Genomic DNA, 17692 nt, shown 5'->3' with positions numbered 1-17692 from the left:
GGTGGGAGAAATCCCCGCCGCGCAGCGGCGGGGCACCCCCCACCGACCCGCGGCCGAGAAACCCGGGGCCGCAAGCCCCAAGCCCCCACCGCGCAGCGGTGAACCCCGCCCACCCCGCGCTGGAAGCGCCCCTCACAGCCGCACCCCCACCCCGCTGAGCCCGCCGTTCCGCGCGGGAAACAGACCGGTACCCACCGGGAAACGTCCGCCCCGCACGCTGCGGAGCATGACCCAGAGGACCCCGCACCCGAGGACCCCGCACCCGCGGCCCCGCGTCGTGGTGCTCGGCGCCGGCCTCGCAGGCGCCCGCCTGGCCGCCCGGCTCGGGCCGGACGCAGTCCTGATCGGCGAGGAGCCGCACGCCCCGTACAACCGCGTGCTGCTCACCGACGTGCTCGCGGGCCGCTACGGCCCGGAGCTGATCACGCTGCCGGAGCCCGCCCCGGGCTCCTACCTGCGCACCCGCGCCGTCCGCCTCGACCGCGCCGACCGCGTCGTCCTGTGCGAGGACGGCTCCCGCGTCCCGTACGACACCCTGGTCCTGGCGACCGGCGCCAACCCGGTGCTGCCGCCGCTGCGCGGACTGTTCGCGCCCGGCGCCACCGAGCTGCCGGGCGGGGTGCACGCCTTCCGGACGATGGCCGACTGCCTGGCCCTCTCGGCGGCCGCCCGCGAGGGCACGCGGGCGGTGGTCGTCGGCGGCGGGCTGCTCGGCGTGTGCGCGGCCCGCGCGCTGGCCGACCGGGGCGTCCAGGTGATCCTGGCCCAGCAGGGCGACCGGCTCATGGAGCGCCAGCTCGACCCGGACGCCTCCCGGCTCGTGCACCGGCATCTCACCGACCTCGGCGTGGAGGTGCACACCGAGTGCCGGGTGCGCGGCGTACGGCAGATCGACGGGGCGGTGCGGTCGGTGGAGCTGGCGGACGGCTACGTACTCGGCACCGATCTGACGGTGCTCGCCTGCGGGGTCCGCCCCCGCACCGGCCTCGCCCGCGCCGCGGGCCTGGACGTGCGGCGCGGCGTCGTCGTGGACGACCACCTGCGCACCAGCGACCCGCACATCCGCGCCATCGGGGACTGCGCCGAGCACGCGGGCGAGGCCCGCTGCCTGGCCGCGCCCGCCCTCGACCAGGCCGACGCCCTCGCCGCCGCCCTGACCTCGCCGGACCCGGACTCCGCCCGCCCCTACTCCGGCACCCGCTCCCTGACCCGGCTGACCCTTCCGCACCGCGAACACCCCCTGGACCTGGCGGCGTTCGGCGACCCCGAGACCCGCCCCGACGACGACGTCGTGCGCCTCACGGACGCCACCCGCGGCACCTACCGCAAGGTCGTCGTGCGCGGCGACCGGCTCGTCGGGGGCGTACTCCTCGGCGAGCTGACGGCGGTGGGCGCGCTCGCCCGCGCCTGGGAGTCCGACGAACCCCTGCCCGACGACGGCAGCCCGCTGCTGCACCTGCTCACTCACGACGGAGGCCACTGACCTCATGCACCCCACGGACCCGATGGACACAGCAGACAAGAAGACCCTCGTCCTCGTCGGTCACGGCATGGTCGGCCAGCGCTTCCTCGAAGCCCTCGCCGAGCAGGGCCTGACCGCGACGCACCGCGTCGTCGTGCTGTGCGAGGAGCCGCGCCCCGCCTACGACCGCGTCCAGCTCACCTCGTACTTCTCGGGCCGCACCCCGGACGAACTCTCCGTCACCGACGCGGGGTTCATCGAGAAGCACGGCATCGAGCTGCACCTCGGCGACCCCGCCGAGCACATCGACCGGCGGACGCGGACCGTCACCTCGCGCTCCGGGCGCAGCACCGCCTACGACACCCTCGTCCTCGCCACCGGCTCGGTGCCGTTCGTGCCACCGGTGCCCGGCAAGGACGCGGCCGGTTGTTTCGTGTACCGCACCATCGAGGACGTCCTCGCCATCGAGGCGTACGCGAAGGCGAACGCCACGACGGGCGCGGTGGTCGGCGGCGGACTGCTCGGCCTGGAGGCGGCGGGCGCGCTGCAGGGGCTCGGACTCGGCACCCACATCGTGGAGTTCGCGCCGCGCCTGATGCCCGCGCAGGTCGACGACGGCGGCGGCGCGGCACTCCTTCGCACGCTGACCGGCCGCGGCCTCGCGGTGCACACGGGCACCGGCACGCAGGAGATCCTCACCGACGACGCGGGCGCGGTGCGCGCGATGCGCCTGTCGGACGGCTCCGAGCTGGAGGTCGGCCTGGTCGTGTTCTCGGCGGGCGTGCGGCCGCGCGACCAGCTCGCCCGCGACTGCGGCCTCGCGGTCGGCGAGCGCGGCGGCGTCACCGTGGACGAGCGGTGCCGCACCAGCGATCCGGCGGTGTACGCGATCGGCGAGTGCGCGCAGGCCGCCGACGGCCGGGTGTACGGCCTGGTCGCGCCCGGATACGAGATGGCGCAGACGGTGGCGGCCGATCTCGCGTCCGGGGACGCGTCCGACGCGTCGTTCACCGGCGCCGACATGTCCACCAAGCTGAAGCTGCTCGGCGTCGACGTCGCGTCGTTCGGCGACGCGCACGGCGCGGCCGAGGACTGCCTCGACGTCAGTTACGCCGACTCCCGCTCGGGCACGTACAAGAAGCTGGTCGTGGGCGCGGACGGCACGCTGCTCGGCGGGGTCCTGGTGGGCGACACGGAGGCGTACGGGACGCTGCGCGCGCTGACCGGCTCGGTGCCGCCGGTGCCCGCCGAGCAGCTCGTGCTGCCCGCGGGCGCGGGCGCCGCCCCGGCCCTCGGCCCGGAGGCGCTGCCCGGCGACGCGGTGGTGTGCAACTGCCACAACGTCACCAAGGACGCCGTGCAGGCCTGCGCGACGCTGCCCGAGGTGAAGAAGTGCACCAAGGCCGGTACGGGCTGCGGGAGTTGCGTGAAGCTCATCGGGCAGCTGCTGCCGCAGTCCGGCGACACGGGCCTGTGCGGGTGCTTCGCGCAGACCCGCCAGGAGCTGTACGAGATCGTCCGCACCCTGCGCGTCGCCTCCTTCCAGGAGCTGCTCGACCGGCACGGCCGCGAGGCGGCGCGCGGCGGCGAGGGCTGCGAGACCTGCAAGCCCGCGGTCGCCTCCGTCATCGCCTCGCTGGCCCCCGCGATCGGCGCCGACGGCTACGTGCTCGACGGCGAGCAGGCGGCCCTCCAGGACACCAACGACCACTTCCTCGCCAACCTCCAGAAGAACGGCTCCTATTCGGTCGTGCCGCGCATCCCGGGCGGTGAGATCACGCCGGACAAGCTCATCGTGATCGGCGAGGTGGCGCGGGAGTTCGGGCTCTACACGAAGATCACGGGCGGTCAGCGCATCGACCTGTTCGGCGCGCGCGTCGAGCAACTGCCGCTCATCTGGTCCAAGTTGGTGGACGCAGGGTTCGAGTCCGGGCACGCCTACGGCAAGGCGCTGCGCACGGTGAAGTCCTGCGTCGGGCAGACCTGGTGCCGCTACGGCGTGCAGGACTCGGTGCGCATGGCGATCGACCTGGAGCTGCGCTACCGGGGGCTGCGCGCCCCGCACAAGCTGAAGTCGGCGGTGTCGGGGTGCGCCCGCGAGTGCGCGGAGGCCCGCTCCAAGGACTTCGGCGTGATCGCCACGGCGAGCGGCTGGAACCTGTACGTCGGCGGCAACGGCGGCGCGACCCCGCGCCACGCGGACCTGCTCGCCCAGGACCTGAGCGACGCCGAACTGGTGCGGCTCATCGACCGGTTCCTGATGTTCTACATCCGCACCGCCGACCGCCTGGAGCGCACCTCGGCCTGGCTGGAGCGGATCGACGGCGGCCTCGACCACGTGCGTGACGTGGTCGTGGACGACTCGCTGGGCATCTGCGCCGAACTGGAGGCCCTGATGGCCGACCACGTCACGCACTACCGCGACGAGTGGGCCGAGACCCTCGCCGATCCCGAGCGCCTCGCGCGGTTCGTGTCGTTCGTGAACGCGCCCGAGTCCCCGGACCCGCTGGTCGCCTTCGTCCCCGAACGCGGCCAGATCAAGCCCGACCTGCCGCTGCTTACGCTGCGACCCCTGGAAGGAAGCTCCGCGCGATGACGACGATGACCGACACGACGACGGCCGCCCCGACCGCCGCAGCCACCCCGGCCGCCCCGGCCAACGGGGCCACGCCCGCCGACGCCGGCGTCCAACTCCACCTGGACGGCGCCTGGTTGACGGTCTGTGCCGCCGCCCGGCTCACCCCCGGCCGGGGCGTGGCCGTGCTGCTCCCGGACGGGCGGCGGCAGGCGGCGCTGTTCCTGGACCGCGCCGGGCGCCTGTACGCCATCGACAACCGCGACCCGTTCACGGGCGCGGCCGTGCTCTCGCGCGGCCTCGTCGGGTCGGCGGACGGCCGCCCGTTCGTCGCCTCGCCGCTCCTGAAGCAGCGCTTCGACCTGGAGACGGGGCGGTGCCTGGACGACGACGAGGCGGGGGTGGGGGTGTACGAGGCGCGGGTGTCCGCCTAGTATTGGATCGTCCGGTCCAATACTGGTGGTCCGGGCGCTCTCTTACGCGAGGAGTCCCCATGCCCGCCGCCGCCCGCACCCGCTTCGCCGGCCGCACCGCCCTCGTCACCGGCGGCGGCTCCGGCCTCGGCCGCGCCATCGCGCTCGCCTTCGCCGCCGAGGGCGCGAACGTCGTCGTCACCGGCCGTTCCGAGGGCCCCCTGAAGGAGACGGTGGCGCTCATCGAGGGGGCGGGCGGCACGGCCCTCGCGCACCCCGCCGACGTGACGCGCGCCGCCGACGTCCAGGCCGCGGTGCGCGCCGCCGTGGACCGCTTCGGCTCCCTCGACGTGGCCGTGAACAACGCGGGTGTCTTCCGCGGCGGCGCGCCGGTCGCCGACCTCGCCGATGAGGACTGGCACGCCCTGCTCGACACCAACGTCACCGGCGTGTTCCTCGCGCTCCGGGCCGAGGTGCGGCAGATGCGCACGCAGGACGGCGGCGGCACGATCGTGAACATCGCCTCCAACCTGGGCGCGCACAAGCGCCGTCCGGGCATCGCCGGTTACGTCGCCGCGAAGGCCGCCGTCTCCGCGCTCTCCCGCGCCGCCGCCCTCGACCACATCCAGGACGGCGTCCGGATCAACGCCGTCAGCCCGGGCCCGTCCGCGACCTCGATGTCGCTGCGGCCCGGCGAGAGCGACGCCGACCGCACGGCCCGCATGAAGGGCGAGTCGCCGCTCGGCCGGGTCTCCGACACCGCCGAGATCGCGGCGGCCGTCCTCTACCTGGCGTCGGACGACGCGGCGTCGGTCGTGGGCACGGACCTGGTGGTCGACGGCGGCGCGGCGGCCTGAGCCGGGCCACCGCCCACGGGCGGAACGCGTCCGTCCAGGGCCCGTCGCCCTGCTGCCCGTCCGGGCATACAGGCGTACGCTCAGCTGCATGACGCCGACGCCCCCGGAGCGTACGAGGAACTGGACCGCCCGCCACATCCCCGACCAGAGCGGACGCACGGCCGTCGTCACCGGTGCCAACAGCGGCATCGGCTATGTGACGGCGCGCGAACTGGCCCGCCACGGAGCCAAGGTGATCCTCGCCTGCCGCAGCGAGGAGCGCGGCTCGCGGGCCCTCGCGCGACTGGCGTCCGAAGTGCCGTCCGCCGCAGCCGAGTTTCGCTCCCTCGACCTCGGCGACCTCGCGTCCGTACGGAACTTCGCGGACCGCTACGAGCGCGAGGGCGACGGACGGCTCGATCTGCTGGTCAACAACGCGGGCGTGATGGCGCTGCCGTACCGGCGCACGGCGGACGGCTTCGAGACCCAGTTCGGCGTGAACCACCTGGGGCACTTCGCGCTCACGGGGCTGCTCCTGCCGCGGCTCCTCACCACGCCCGGGGCCCGGGTCGTCACCGTCGCCAGCATGCTCCACCTGCTCGCCAACATCGACATAGCGGACCTCAACAGCGAGCAGCGCTACCGCCGTTGGCCCGCCTACGCCCGCTCCAAGACGGCCAACCTGCTCTTCACGCACGAGCTCGCGCGACGCCTGGCCGACACCGGCTCCGACGTGGTCGCGGCGGCGGCCCACCCCGGCTACGCCTCGACGAACCTCCAGTCCGCGGGCCCCCGGATGTCGGGCCGCAGGGCCACGGCCGCGCTCATGGCGACCGGCAACCGCCTCGTCGGCCAGTCCGCGGAGGCGGGCGCCCTGCCCACGCTGTACGCGGCCACGGCACCCGGCGTACGACCGGACTCCTTCACGGGCCCCCGCTTCCTGGCCTGGCGCGGCGCACCCGCACCGTCCCCACGGGCCGGGTGGACCCGCAACGACGTGGCGAGCGAACGCTTGTGGGCGGCGTCGGAGACGCTGACGGGGGTTACGTACGCAGCACTGAAGGGCTGAGGGTGCGACACTGCGCCCCGCAAGGGGCGCTTAAGGGGCGCGGGGAACTGCGCGCCCAGCCCCCACAGCCCCGCAGGTAAATCACTGCCCCGCAGCAAGCGAAGCATTAGCGCAACCCGGACGCCTCGAACACCGCCCTGGCCTCCCGGCCGTCCAAGCGCGCGAGCAGTCGCGAAAGCTCAACCGACCCCGACCGCAGCAACCCCGCGTCCCGGGACGCTCGCGCACCCGCGTCCAGCCGGTGCAACAAACGCGGATTCTCCGCAAGGACCCGCGGGTCGAACTCGACCCGGTTGCCAAGGGAATCGCACAGCACAACCCGCGCAGCAACCGTCTCGCTGACCCGAACCGTGGTGAGCAGCGAGACACAAACGTGCCGCCGCCGCAGCGGCCCCCGCACGGCCAGCCAGCCAGGCCCCGCGCTCACCCGCGCCGGGTGCAGGATCACGTACAGCAGAGCACCGAGCCCCGCCCACAACCCGGCACGCACAGCGCTCAGCGACCCCGCGGCGAAGTCGACGAGCATGATCAGGGCGAACAGGGCGAGCGAGCAGAAGACGGCGGCGCGCAGGTCGGCCGCCCAGCACCGGTCGGTCACCACGGCGTCCGCGTCCGGCGTGCGCGTCGCGTCCGGCGCCTGTGTCACGCGCCTGCCCCGGGTCGTCCAGTCATGTCCCATGTGCCGCACGGTAGGACGGAGCCCCCGCCCCGTCCGGGACGTTGACGTGGCGCATACACGTACATGCCACACCTTGACGCGACGCTGACGGCCCCCCTCAACGAGGCGTCAAGAGGTGCCCCGCCCTCGTCAAGGAGCCGCCAAGGAGTGCCGCTGTCCGGCGCGCACGCGCTGACGCTGGATTGCCCGCCGCCTCGACCAGGGCGGCTGACCAGTACGAAAGGCACCAGCATGACGACCGTTTCCGAGCGCCCCGGCGCCCCGGCCATCGAGGAACCCCCCGATACCGGCGCGGCGGACCCGGGTGACCGGCATCGTCTCACCGCCCTGCAGGGCCTGGCCGCCCTCTCGCTGGACGCCATGGCCTCCGTCGCGTACGGGCCCGAGGCCATCGTGCTGGTCCTGGCCGCGGCCGGCGGGTACGGGCTCGGCTTCACGCTGCCCGTGACCCTCGCGATCGCCGGTCTCCTTGCCGTGCTCGTCGCCTCCTACCGGCAGGTCATCGCCGCCTTCCCGGACGGCGGCGGCTCCTACGCCGCCGCGAAGGCGCACCTGGGCCGCCGCGCGAGCCTGGTCGCCGCGGCCTCCCTCGTCCTCGACTACGTCCTGAACGTCGCCGTCGCGGTGACGGCGGGCGTCGCGGCCCTCACCTCCGCCTTCCCCGAGCTGTACGGCGAGCGGCTGTGGCTGTGCCTGGCCGTCCTCGTCGTGATCACGGCCGTCAATCTGCGCGGCATCGTCGACTCGGCGCGCGTGTTCATCGTGCCGACCGCGGTGTTCGTCGGCGCGATCCTCACGATGGTGGCCGTCGGCCTGTTCCGCGACGGTCCGGTGTCCACCGAGGCCGCCCACGGGCACGCGTCGGTCCTCGCCGACAACGCCACAACGGTCGGCGCGCTGCTTCTGCTGAAAGCTTTCGCCTCGGGCTGTTCGGCGCTCACGGGCGTGGAGGCCATCGCGAACGCGGTGCCGTCCTTCCGCAGCCCGCGCGTGAAGCGGGCCCAGCACGCGGAGGTGGCACTCGGCGCGCTGCTCGGCGTGATGCTGATCGGCCTGTCGGTCCTCATCTCCCGCTTCGGCCTCCAGCCGGTCGAGGGCGTCACCGTCCTCGCCCAGCTCACGGACGCCTCGCTCGGCCACAACTGGGCTTTCTACGTCGTGCAGTTCGCGACGATGATCCTCCTCGCCCTGTCCGCCAACACGTCCTTCGGCGGGCTGCCCGTCCTGATGAGTCTGCTGTCCCGGGACAACTATCTGCCGCACGTGTTCGCGCTGAAGGCCGACCGGCAGGTGCACCGGCACGGGGTGCTCGCGCTCGCCGTCGCGGGCGCGGCGCTGCTGGTCTTCTCCGGCGGCGACACCAACACGCTGGTCCCGCTGTTCGCCATCGGTGTCTTCGTCGGCTTCACGCTCTGCCAGACCGGCATGGTCCTCCACTGGCGCAAGGCGGGCCGGCCCGCGAAGGCGCTGCTCAACGGCTTCGGCGCGGTCCTCACCGGTGTCTCGGCCGTCGTGGTCACGGCGACGAAGTTCACCGAGGGCGCCTGGCTGATCGTGCTCGCGCTGCCCGCGATCGTCGGCGTCTTCGAGCTGGTGCACCGGGCGTACGGCCGCATCGGCGAGGACCTCGGGCTCGGCCGCGTCCCCGAGCCGCCGCACCGCGACCACTCCCTGGTGATCGTGCCCGTCTCCAGCCTGTCCCGGCTGACCTGCGAGGCCCTGAACGCGGCGGTCTCCCTCGGCGACGAGGTGCGCGCCGTGACGGTCACCTACGACGACGCGGAGGACCGCGTCGCCGCGGAGAATCTGCGCCGTGACTGGGAGCTGTGGAGCCCCGGTGTCGACCTGGTCTCGCTGCCGTCGAAGGCCCGCACGGTGGGGCGGCCGGTCGCCGAGTACGTGCGGAAGGTGTACCAGTACCACCCCGGTACCCGGGTCACCGTGTTGATCCCCGAGGTCGAGCCCGCCCATGTCTGGCAGCGGTTGCTGCAGAACCAGCGCGGGGCGGTTCTCGCGCACGCGGTGCGGCGGGATACGGATGCGGTGATCTGCCGCTTGCGGTTCCGCCTAGCCGCGCGGCGTTGAGCGGTCTCCTCTCATGGGGCTGCGCCCCTTTCCCCCCTTTTCGGCCCTCCGGGCCTCGTCCTCAAACGCCGGACGGGCTGATACTCGGCGTTACGGGAAGGGGCGGGACTGGGGAGCCCCCGGCAGGGCCACACGGCCGCAATACGTCTGTCGTAATCACCGTGCATGGTTGATCGTTGGGCCCGACACGTACCCGACGATCCAGCACACAGGGGGAAGACGGCATGACCATCAGTCGCCGAGCACTGCTCGGCTCCGGCGCCGCACTCGGGCTGCTCACCGCGTGCGGGTCCAACACGGGCCGCGACGGCGGCAGTTCGGACGGTGCGGGGCCGAAGCTGTCCCAGTGGTACCACCAGTACGGCGAGGCCGGCACCGAGGAGGCCGTGAAGCGGTACGCCGACGCGTACGACAAGGCCGACGTGTCCGTGCAGTGGCGCCCCGGCAACTACGACGAGCAGACCGCCGCCGCGCTCCTGACCAAGTCGGGGCCGGACGTCTTCGAGGTCAACGGCCCCACCCTGGACCAGATCCGGGGCGGCCAGGTGCTCGACCTCACCGACCTGCTCGAGGGCGTGAAGGACGACTTCAACCCGGTCGTGCTCGCGCCGAAGACGTACGACGGCCGGATCTGGGCGGTCCCCCAGGTCGTCGACATGCAGCTGCTCTACTACCGCAAGAGCCTGCTGGCCGACGCGGGCCGGAAACCACCCGCCACCCTCGAAGAACTCGTCGACACAGCACGCGAGTTGACGACGAAGAAGGTCAAGGGCCTGTTCCTGGGCAACGACGGCGGCGCGGGCGCGCTCGGCGGCACCCCGCTGTACGCCGCCGGGCTCCAGCTCGTCACCGACGACGGCAAGGCCGGCTTCGACGACCCGGCCGCCGCCCGCGCCCTCGCCCACCTGCGTGAGCTGTACGAGGACAAGTCGCTGCTGCTCGGCGCGCCCTCCGACTGGTCGGACCCGTCGGCGTTCGTACAGGGGCTGACCGCCATGCAGTGGTCGGGGCTGTGGGCGCTGCCCGCCGTCGAGAAGGCCCTCGGCGACGACTTCGGCGTGGCCGCCTTCCCCGCCGCCGCGCCGGGCGCGAGGCCCGCGGTGCCGGTGGGCGCGTTCGGCGCGGCGGTCAGCGCCCGCACCGCGCACAAGCGGGCGGCCAAGGACTTCGTGAAGTGGCTGTGGGTCGACAAAACCGACTACCAGCGGGACTTCGCGCTGTCGTACGGCTTCCACATCCCGGCGCGCCTGTCGCTCGCGAAGGACCCCGAGAAGGCCGCGCCGCTCTCGAAGGGCCCGGCGGCCGACGCCGTGCGGTTCTCCACCGAGAACGGGTACGCCGAGCCGCTGCGCTGGACCCCGGCGAGCCGTGTCGCCTACCAGGACGCGCTCAGCCGGATCATCAAGTCCGGCGCGAACCCTTCGAGCGAGCTGAGGTCCGTGCTGCGGAAGGTGTCGGCGGAGCTGGCCCGGGTGAAGAAGAAGTCCGCGTGAACGCGGACACCACACGCCCCCGCACGCGGCTGTGGCGGCGGCTCGCGGGCCACCAGAACCGCACCCTCTGGTTCTGGGCCTTCGTCGGCCCCTTCGCGCTCGGCCTGATCGCCTTCACGTACGTACCGCTGGGCTGGAGCGTCTACCTCAGCTTCTTCGACGCCCACAACACCGTCTCGCCCACGGACTTCGTCGGCTTCGGCAACTACACGTCGATGCTGAAGAACGACGCGTTCACGGACAGCCTGTGGACGTTCGTGGTGTTCACGGCCTTCATCGTGCCGACGACGTATCTGCTGTCCCTGTCGCTCGCGCTCATGGTGAACCGCGTGCGCCGCGCGCAGGCGTTCTTCCGCTCGGTGTTCTTCCTCCCGGCGGCGTGCAGTTATGTCGTGGCGGCCCTGATCTGGAAGATGTCGATCTTCAACGGGGTGCGCTTCGGCCTGGCGAACACCGTGCTCGGCTGGTTCGGCGCCGACCAGACGGCGTGGCTGTCGACGACGGATCCGCCCTGGTACTGGCTGGTCATCGTCACCGTCCGGCTCTGGCTCCAGGCGGGCTTCTACATGATCCTGTTCCTGGCGGGCCTGCAACGCATCTCGCCGACTCTCTACGAAGCGGCGGCGGTTGACGGCGCCCGCCCCGGCTGGCAGGTCCTGCGCCACATCACGCTCCCCCAGCTCCGCGCGACATCCGTGGCGGTCGTGCTCCTCCTCGTCATCAACGCCTTCCAGGCGTTCGACGAGTTCTACAACCTGCTCTCGGACTCCCGCGGCTACCCGCCCTACGCCCGCCCGCCGCTCGTCTACCTCTATTACACGGCGCTCGGCCAGGGCCAGAACCTGGGCCTCGGCAGCGCGGGGGCCGTACTCCTCGCGTTGATCATCGCGGTGGTGACGATCGGTCAGGCCCGCTGGTTCGGCCTCGGCAGAAAGGAGGACTGAGTCGTGTACGACGCGTGGGTACGCGTGGGCCGCGCCCTGCGGGTGGCCCTCCTGATCGCCCTGGCGCTGCTGTTCCTGATCCCCTTCTATCTCCTGGTACGCAACGGGCTCGCGTCCGAGCAGGACATCACGTCCCCCGACTGGACGTTCTTCCCCGCCACCCTGCACTGGTCGAACATCACGGAACTCTTCGAGGACTCGACCGTCCCGATGGCCCGCTCCCTGTTCAACTCGGCGGTCATCGCGGTCCTCACGACCGCCGGGACCCTGCTCCTGGCCTCCCTCGCGGGCTACGGCCTGGCCCGCATCCCCTACCGCTACGCGAACCACGTCTTCTACGCGATCCTCGGCACGATGATGGTCCCGGCCGCCGTCACCTTCGTGCCGAGCTTCGTCCTGGTCTCGTCGCTGGGCTGGATCTCGACCCTGCGCGGACTGATCGTCCCGACCCTGTTCTCCGCCTTCGCCTGCTTCATCTTCCGGCAGTACTTCCTGGGCTTCCCACGGGAGCTGGAGGACGCGGCGCGCGTCGACGGCCTCGACTACTGGCGTACGTACTGGCTGATCGTCGTCCCGAACGCCCGCCCGGTGTTCGCGGCCGTCGGGACGATCGTGTTCATCGGCGCCTGGAACTCCTTCCTGTGGCCGCTGGTGATCGGCCAGGACCGGGACGCGTGGACCGTCCAGGTGGCCCTGGCCTCCTTCACCACCTCTCAAGTGATCCGGCTGCACGAGCTGTTCATCGCGGCGGCCGTGTCGATCGTGCCGCTGCTGGTCGTTTTCCTGTTCTTCCAGCGGTGGATCGTGGCCGGGGTGGAACGCTCGGGCATCGACGACTGAGGCTCAGCGACGACTGAGGCTCAGCGGCCGGGGCCGAAGGCCGGGGGCGCCGCGCCGGGGCGCTTGCGGGCGCCGGGCGTGGCGTGACAGGTGACGTCCTTGGCGGGGAGCTTGCCGGTGGCCAGGTACGCCATGGAGATGTTCTCCGCACACGCGTTGGTGGCCGGGCCGTTGAAGAGCACGCCGTGGCCCTCGCCCTCGTCGACGGTCACCATGCGCGAGCCCTTCAGGGCGCGGTGCATGCTCTGCGCGCCGACCAGCGGGGTCTGCGGGTCCCACTCGTTCTGCAGGAGCAGCATCGGGACCTCGTTGTTCACCTTGGTGACGGGCTCGGCGCCCTTGTCCCAGTAGGCGCAGGGCGAGATCCCGGCGGCGAAGTCCCCGAACAGCGGGTAGCGGGCGCTGTCGTGCTTCAGGTCGCGGCGGTAGGTCTCCGCGTCACGGGGCCAGGTGGAGTTGTCCGCGCACACCACGGCCCAGTGGCTCACGTCCCCGTTGTCGTCCGGGGTGCCGGCCTCGGGGGCGGCCGACACGCGCTTGCCCGCGGCGGCCTTCTTCAGCTTGACCACGAGCTCGGCCGCGCCGCGGACGCCGAAGAACTCGGGGCGCAGCAGGTCGCGCAGACCGGCGCCGTCGTACTTCTCGCCGTCCATCTCGACGGGCTTGCGGTCGGCGCGCTTCACCAGGGCCCAGAACGTGCGGGTGACGCGGTCGGCGGAGTCGCCGAGGTGGTACGTCGACGAGCGCTCGGCGGTCCACTTCGCCCACCGCTTGAAGGCGGGCTCCACCTCCGGCGCCCAGATCCGGTACATGCCGCGCCACATCAGCTGCGGGTCCACGGCGCTGTCGATGACCCAGCGGTCGACGCGCCGGGGGAACAGCTGCGCGTAGACGGCGCCGAGGGCGGTGCCGTAGGAGACGCCGTAGTAGTTGAGCTTCTTCTCGCCCAGGACCGCCCGCAGGACGTCCATGTCCCGCGCGGTGTTGCGGGTGGAGATGTGCGGCAGCACGCCGCCCATCCTGCGGTGGCACCGGTCGGCCACCTTCTTGGCCCAGTTCTTGTTCGCGGTGAACTCCGCGGCGGTCCGGTTCGGGCGCGGGAACGTCATCCCGTCGCTGTCGAGGCCGCAGGTGACGGGCGTGCTCCTGCCGACGCCGCGCGGGTCGAAGCCGATCAGGTCGTACTGCTGGCGCACGGCCTTCGGCAGCGCCCCGGCGGCCTCCAGCGGCAGATCGAGTCCCGGCCCGCCGGGCCCGCCCGGGTTGAACGTCAGCACCCCGCGCCGCTTGCCCGGCACGCTGGTCTTGACCCGGGATATCGCGACGTCGATCCGCTTGCCCTCGGGCTTCCGGTAGTCGAGCGGCACCTTCAGGGTGGCGCACCGGAACTTGGCGGGCCGCTCGGCCGAGCAGCGCTTCCAGGTGAGCTTCTGGTGCGTGTACGGGGCGATCCGGCCGGCGTCGGCTCTGGCGGCGGTCGGGGCCGACGCCGCGGCCGCCTTGTCCCCCGGGGCCGCCGAGGCCGACCCGGCGGCGAGCCCCGGGGCGAGCCCGGCCACCACTCCCAGCGCGAGTACCGGCACGAGGCGCCGCCGATATGCGGGTTGTTGCACGTGACGCTCCTTCTGATCGGTTTTGGATGCCGATCAGTTGGACGCAGAAAGGAGGGGCGGCACCTCCGCACAAGGTGCCGCCCCTTTTCGAGGACCGGAGCCGTCGCCGTATCGGTTGAGGGTCGGGGACACGGCGACGGCCCCGGAGTCTCTGCCGGTGACCGCCGGCGGCGGGGTCAGCGGTGGTCGCTGCCCGCCGACGTCGACGCCGCGCGGCCTGCCTCCAGGCGGGCCACCGGGATGCGGAACGGGGAGCAGGAGACGTAGTCCAGGCCCACCTCGTGGAAGAAGTGCACCGACTCCGGGTCGCCGCCGTGCTCGCCGCAGACGCCGAGCTTGAGGTCGGGGCGGGTGGCCCGGCCGGCCGCGACCGCGTCGCGGACCAGCTTGCCGACGCCGTCCTTGTCGATCGTCTCGAACGGGGAGACGCCGAAGATGCCCTTCTCCAGGTAGGCCGTGAAGAACGACGCCTCCACGTCGTCGCGGGAGAAGCCCCACACCGTCTGGGTGAGGTCGTTGGTGCCGAAGGAGAAGAACTCGGCGGCCTCGGCGATCTGACCTGCGGTGAGGGCGGCACGCGGCAGCTCGATCATCGTGCCGAGCGACAGCTTCAGGTTCACGCCGGTGGCCCGCTCGACGTCGGCGATGACCTGCTCGGCCTCCTCGCGGACGATCTCCAGCTCCTGGACGGTGCCGACGAGCGGGATCATGATCTCCGCGCGCGGGTCGCCCTTGGCGTTCTTGCGCTCGGCCGCGGCCTCCGCGATGGCCCGCACCTGCATGGTGAACAGGCCGGGGATGACCAGGCCGAGGCGTACGCCGCGCAGGCCCAGCATCGGGTTCTGCTCGTGCAGGCGGTGCACGGCCTGGAGCAGGCGCAGGTCGTTCTCGTTGGCGTCCTTGCGGGACTCGGCGAGGGCGACGCGCACCGACAGCTCGGTGATGTCGGGCAGGAACTCGTGCAGCGGCGGGTCGAGGAGACGGACGGTGACCGGCAGGCCGTCCATCGCTTCGAAGAGCTCCACGAAGTCCCGCTTCTGGAGGGGCAGCAGCTCCTTGAGGGCGTTCTCGCGCTCCTCGTCGGTGTCGGCGAGGATCAGGTGCTCCACCATCTCCCGTCGCTCACCGAGGAACATGTGCTCGGTGCGGCACAGGCCGATGCCCTGGGCACCGAAGCGGCGGGCCCGCAGCGCGTCCTCGGCGTTGTCCGCGTTGGCCCGCACCCGCAGGCGGCGCACCCGGTCCGCGTACGCCATGATCCGGTGCACGGCCTTGACGAGTTCGTCGGCGTCGTCGGCGCCCGCGTGCATGCGGCCCTCGAAGTACTCCACGACCGGCGAGGGGACGACCGGGACCTCGCCCAGGTAGACCTTGCCGGTGGAGCCGTCGATGGAGACGACGTCGCCCTCCTCGACGACGTGGCCGTTCACGGTCAGGCGGCGGCGCTTGGTGTCGACCTCCAGGTCCTCGGCGCCGCACACACAGGTCTTGCCCATGCCGCGCGCCACCACGGCGGCGTGGGACGTCTTGCCGCCGCGGGACGTGAGGATGCCCTCCGCCGCGATCATGCCGTCGAGGTCGTCCGGGTTCGTCTCGCGGCGGATCAGGATGACCTTCTCGCCGGAGCGCGACCACTTGATGGCGGTGTACGAGTCGAAGACGGCCTTGCCGACGGCGGCACCCGGCGACGCGGCGATGCCACGGCCGAGCTGCTCCACCTTCGCGTCCTCGTCGAAGCGCGGGAACATCAGCTGCGCCAGCTGCGCGCCGTTGACGCGCTGGAGCGCCTCGGCCTCGTCGATCAGGCCCTGGTCGACGAGTTGCGTGGCGATGCGGAAGGCAGCACCGGCGGTGCGCTTGCCGACCCGCGTCTGCAGCATCCACAACTGGCCGCGCTCGATGGTGAATTCGATGTCGCAGAGATCCTTGTAGTGCGTCTCAAGGGTCTCCATGATCTGCATGAGCTGGTCGTACGACTTCTTGTCGAGCTGCTCGAGGTCGGCGAGCGGGACCGTGTTGCGGATGCCCGCGACGACGTCCTCGCCCTGCGCGTTCTGCAGGTAGTCGCCGTACACGCCCTGCTGGCCGGAGGCGGGGTCGCGGGTGAAGGCGACGCCCGTGCCGGAGTCCGGGCCGAGGTTGCCGAAGACCATCGAGCAGACGTTGACCGCGGTGCCGAGGTCGCCGGGGATGCGCTCCTGGCGGCGGTAGAGCTTGGCGCGCTCGGTGTTCCAGGAGTCGAAGACCGCGTGGATCGCGAGGTCCATCTGCTCGCGCGGGTCCTGCGGGAAGTCGCGCCCCGCCTCGGACTTGACGATCTTCTTGAACCTGGTGACGAGCTTCTTCAGCTCGGCCGCGTCCAGGTCGGTGTCGACCGCGACCTTCTTGGCCTGCTTGGCCTTCTCCAGCGCGTCCTCGAAGAGTTCGCCGTCCACGCCGAGCACGGTCTTGCCGAACATCTGGATGAGGCGGCGGTAGGAGTCCCACGCGAAGCGGTCGTCGCCGGCCTGCTTGGCCAGCCCCTGCACGGACTTGTCGGAGAGCCCGATGTTCAGGACGGTGTCCATCATGCCGGGCATCGAGAACTTGGCGCCCGAGCGCACGGAGACGAGCAGCGGGTCGTCGGCCTGGCCGAGCTTCTTGCCCATCTTCTTTTCGAGGGCGGCGAGGTGCGCGCCCACCTCGTCACGGAGTGCCGCGGGCTCCTCGCCGCTGTCGAGGTAGACCTTGCACGCCTCGGTGGTGATGGTGAACCCCGGAGGCACCGGAAGGCCCAGGTTGGTCATCTCGGCGAGGTTCGCACCCTTCCCGCCGAGCAGGTCCTTGAGGTCCTTGTTGCCCTCGGTGAAGTCGTACACGAACTTCACGCCCTGAGCTACGTGGGGATCTTTGTTTTCCGACACGGGTCTCGACTCCTCGAGGACGCGGTGGCTGCCCTGACGGCGAGGAACATACCCAGATCAAAGGCGTCTGGGTACGTCCACTTGTGGGTCACACGGTCGTAACCACCCGTCCGCCGCTAGATCGAAAGTGACCGGGCGGTAGGCAGCGCGAGGAGTCAGAGTTCAAGTCTTGAAGGATCAACTCACACAGCACCAGGCTTTCGCTCAGATGAGCGACTAGAACTCAGATGTGACTTCAACTCATAAATGATCGAGCGATGGCACTGAGTGCCACCCCTTGGAGAAGTGCAGCCACCGCCGAGCCCTCCAGCGCACGCTCATCTGAGCGCAACCCCTATCAGGGGTGGCGAGAATCACGCCGTTTCCGGCGGCGAAATCTCGGCATGCGGGCCGTCGCGCGGACGCCCTCGCTCCGCTCAGAAGCCGAGCGCGGCGAGCCGCGCCTCCACCCGCTCCGGGGCGTACAGCTGCTCCACCACCAGCGCACCCGCCCCGACCAGGCCCGCCCGCTCGCCGAGGAGCGAGGTGACGATCTCCAAGTGGGCGGTGGAGCGCGGCAGGGCCCGCTGATAGAGCAGCTCGCGCACGCCGGTGAGGAAGGGTGTTCCGGCCAGATCTCCGGCGATCATGAGAACGCCCGGGTTCAGCAGGGTCACGACGGTGGCGAGGACGTCGCCGACCTGCCGCCCGGCCTCGCGCGCGAGCCCCACCGCCTCCGGGTGCCCGGCGGCCAGCAGCTCCCGCACGTCCGACCCGGACGCGGCCGGCACTCCCGCCGCC

Annotated in this window: 13 protein-coding genes; 9 read left to right on the top strand and 4 right to left on the bottom strand. The window is 71.9% G+C overall.

Going from position 1 to position 17692, the window contains the following annotated elements:
* Window positions 1-226: 226 nt before the first annotated feature.
* From STRAU_RS34275 to STRAU_RS34255, 5 genes are all read left to right on the top strand, one after another.
* On the top strand, window positions 227-1483 hold the full coding sequence (locus STRAU_RS34275) for an NAD(P)/FAD-dependent oxidoreductase (protein WP_052029403.1): 1257 nt from the start codon (window positions 227-229) through the stop codon (window positions 1481-1483).
* A gap of 22 nt (window positions 1484-1505) precedes the next feature.
* Window positions 1506-4058 (top strand): nitrite reductase large subunit NirB, encoded by a 2553-nt coding sequence (gene nirB / locus STRAU_RS34270; protein ID WP_037663803.1) that lies wholly within the window; start codon window positions 1506-1508, stop codon window positions 4056-4058.
* Entirely contained in the window at window positions 4055-4471 is a 417-nt protein-coding gene (nirD, locus tag STRAU_RS34265) for a nitrite reductase small subunit NirD (protein WP_016645008.1), read from the top strand. Before nirB ends, nirD begins: the two co-directional genes overlap by 4 nt.
* Window positions 4472-4530: 59 nt before the next feature.
* Window positions 4531-5307: an SDR family NAD(P)-dependent oxidoreductase gene (locus tag STRAU_RS34260; RefSeq protein WP_016645007.1), complete on the top strand. Its 777-nt coding sequence runs from the start codon at window positions 4531-4533 to the stop codon at window positions 5305-5307.
* Window positions 5308-5395: 88 nt separating this feature from the next.
* Window positions 5396-6355 carry an oxidoreductase gene (locus STRAU_RS34255; RefSeq protein ID WP_016645006.1) on the top strand — a complete coding sequence of 320 codons (960 nt, stop codon included), beginning with the start codon at window positions 5396-5398 and terminating at the stop codon, window positions 6353-6355.
* Between the two features lie 106 nt (window positions 6356-6461).
* Here STRAU_RS34255 and STRAU_RS34250 read toward each other — a convergent pair whose 3' ends face one another.
* Window positions 6462-7034, bottom strand: a complete 573-nt coding sequence (locus tag STRAU_RS34250) for a hypothetical protein (protein ID WP_259300066.1) — start codon at window positions 7032-7034, stop codon at window positions 6462-6464.
* Window positions 7035-7265: 231 nt separating this feature from the next.
* On the opposite strand from STRAU_RS34250, the gene STRAU_RS34245 reads away from it, so the two are divergent.
* From STRAU_RS34245 to STRAU_RS34230, 4 genes are all read left to right on the top strand, one after another.
* Window positions 7266-9119 carry an APC family permease gene (locus tag STRAU_RS34245; protein WP_016645004.1) on the top strand — a complete coding sequence of 618 codons (1854 nt, stop codon included), beginning with the start codon at window positions 7266-7268 and terminating at the stop codon, window positions 9117-9119.
* A 224-nt stretch (window positions 9120-9343) separates the two neighbouring features.
* Window positions 9344-10612, top strand: a complete 1269-nt coding sequence (locus STRAU_RS34240; RefSeq protein ID WP_016645003.1) for an ABC transporter substrate-binding protein — start codon at window positions 9344-9346, stop codon at window positions 10610-10612.
* Window positions 10609-11556, top strand: coding sequence for a carbohydrate ABC transporter permease (locus STRAU_RS34235; protein ID WP_016645002.1), 948 nt, complete (start codon window positions 10609-10611; stop codon window positions 11554-11556). The genes STRAU_RS34240 and STRAU_RS34235 overlap by 4 nt, the downstream gene beginning before the upstream one ends.
* A 3-nt stretch (window positions 11557-11559) precedes the next feature.
* A complete protein-coding gene (locus tag STRAU_RS34230; protein ID WP_016645001.1) occupies window positions 11560-12396 on the top strand; it encodes a carbohydrate ABC transporter permease in 837 nt (278 codons plus the stop codon).
* Window positions 12397-12416: 20 nt separating this feature from the next.
* On the opposite strand, the gene STRAU_RS34225 is transcribed toward STRAU_RS34230, so the two are convergent.
* From STRAU_RS34225 to STRAU_RS34215, 3 genes are all read right to left on the bottom strand, one after another.
* Window positions 12417-14009, bottom strand: a complete 1593-nt coding sequence (locus STRAU_RS34225; protein WP_259300064.1) for an alpha/beta hydrolase — start codon at window positions 14007-14009, stop codon at window positions 12417-12419.
* Window positions 14010-14185: 176 nt separating this feature from the next.
* Window positions 14186-16912, bottom strand: a complete 2727-nt coding sequence (gene ppdK / locus STRAU_RS34220; RefSeq protein ID WP_052029402.1) for a pyruvate, phosphate dikinase — start codon at window positions 16910-16912, stop codon at window positions 14186-14188.
* Between the two features lie 416 nt (window positions 16913-17328).
* Window positions 17329-17692: ROK family protein (locus STRAU_RS34215; protein WP_037663796.1), on the bottom strand; the 364-nt coding region annotated here is incomplete at its 5' end.

The organism is Streptomyces aurantiacus JA 4570, from assembly GCF_000414115.1.
GTDB classification, from domain to species: Bacteria; Actinomycetota; Actinomycetes; order Streptomycetales; family Streptomycetaceae; genus Streptomyces; species Streptomyces aurantiacus_A.
The sequence above is the reverse complement of the archived record's forward strand: the minus strand, read 5'-3'. Positions and strand labels throughout refer to the sequence as shown.

Bases quoted from the DNA above. Each gene is read 5' to 3' on its own strand.
- STRAU_RS34245 (WP_016645004.1), top strand. From the start codon at position 7,266: ATGACGACCGTTTCCGAGCGCCCCGGCGCCCCGGCCATCGAGGAACCC.
- STRAU_RS34260 (WP_016645007.1), top strand. From the start codon at position 4,531: ATGCCCGCCGCCGCCCGCACCCGCTTCGCCGGCCGCACCGCCCTCGTC.
- STRAU_RS34240 (WP_016645003.1), top strand. From the start codon at position 9,344: ATGACCATCAGTCGCCGAGCACTGCTCGGCTCCGGCGCCGCACTCGGG.
- STRAU_RS34255 (WP_016645006.1), top strand. From the start codon at position 5,396: ATGACGCCGACGCCCCCGGAGCGTACGAGGAACTGGACCGCCCGCCAC.
- STRAU_RS34250 (WP_259300066.1), bottom strand. From the start codon at position 7,034: ATGGGACATGACTGGACGACCCGGGGCAGGCGCGTGACACAGGCGCCG.
- nirB (WP_037663803.1), top strand. From the start codon at position 1,506: ATGGACACAGCAGACAAGAAGACCCTCGTCCTCGTCGGTCACGGCATG.
- STRAU_RS34275 (WP_052029403.1), top strand. From the start codon at position 227: ATGACCCAGAGGACCCCGCACCCGAGGACCCCGCACCCGCGGCCCCGC.
- nirD (WP_016645008.1), top strand. From the start codon at position 4,055: ATGACGACGATGACCGACACGACGACGGCCGCCCCGACCGCCGCAGCC.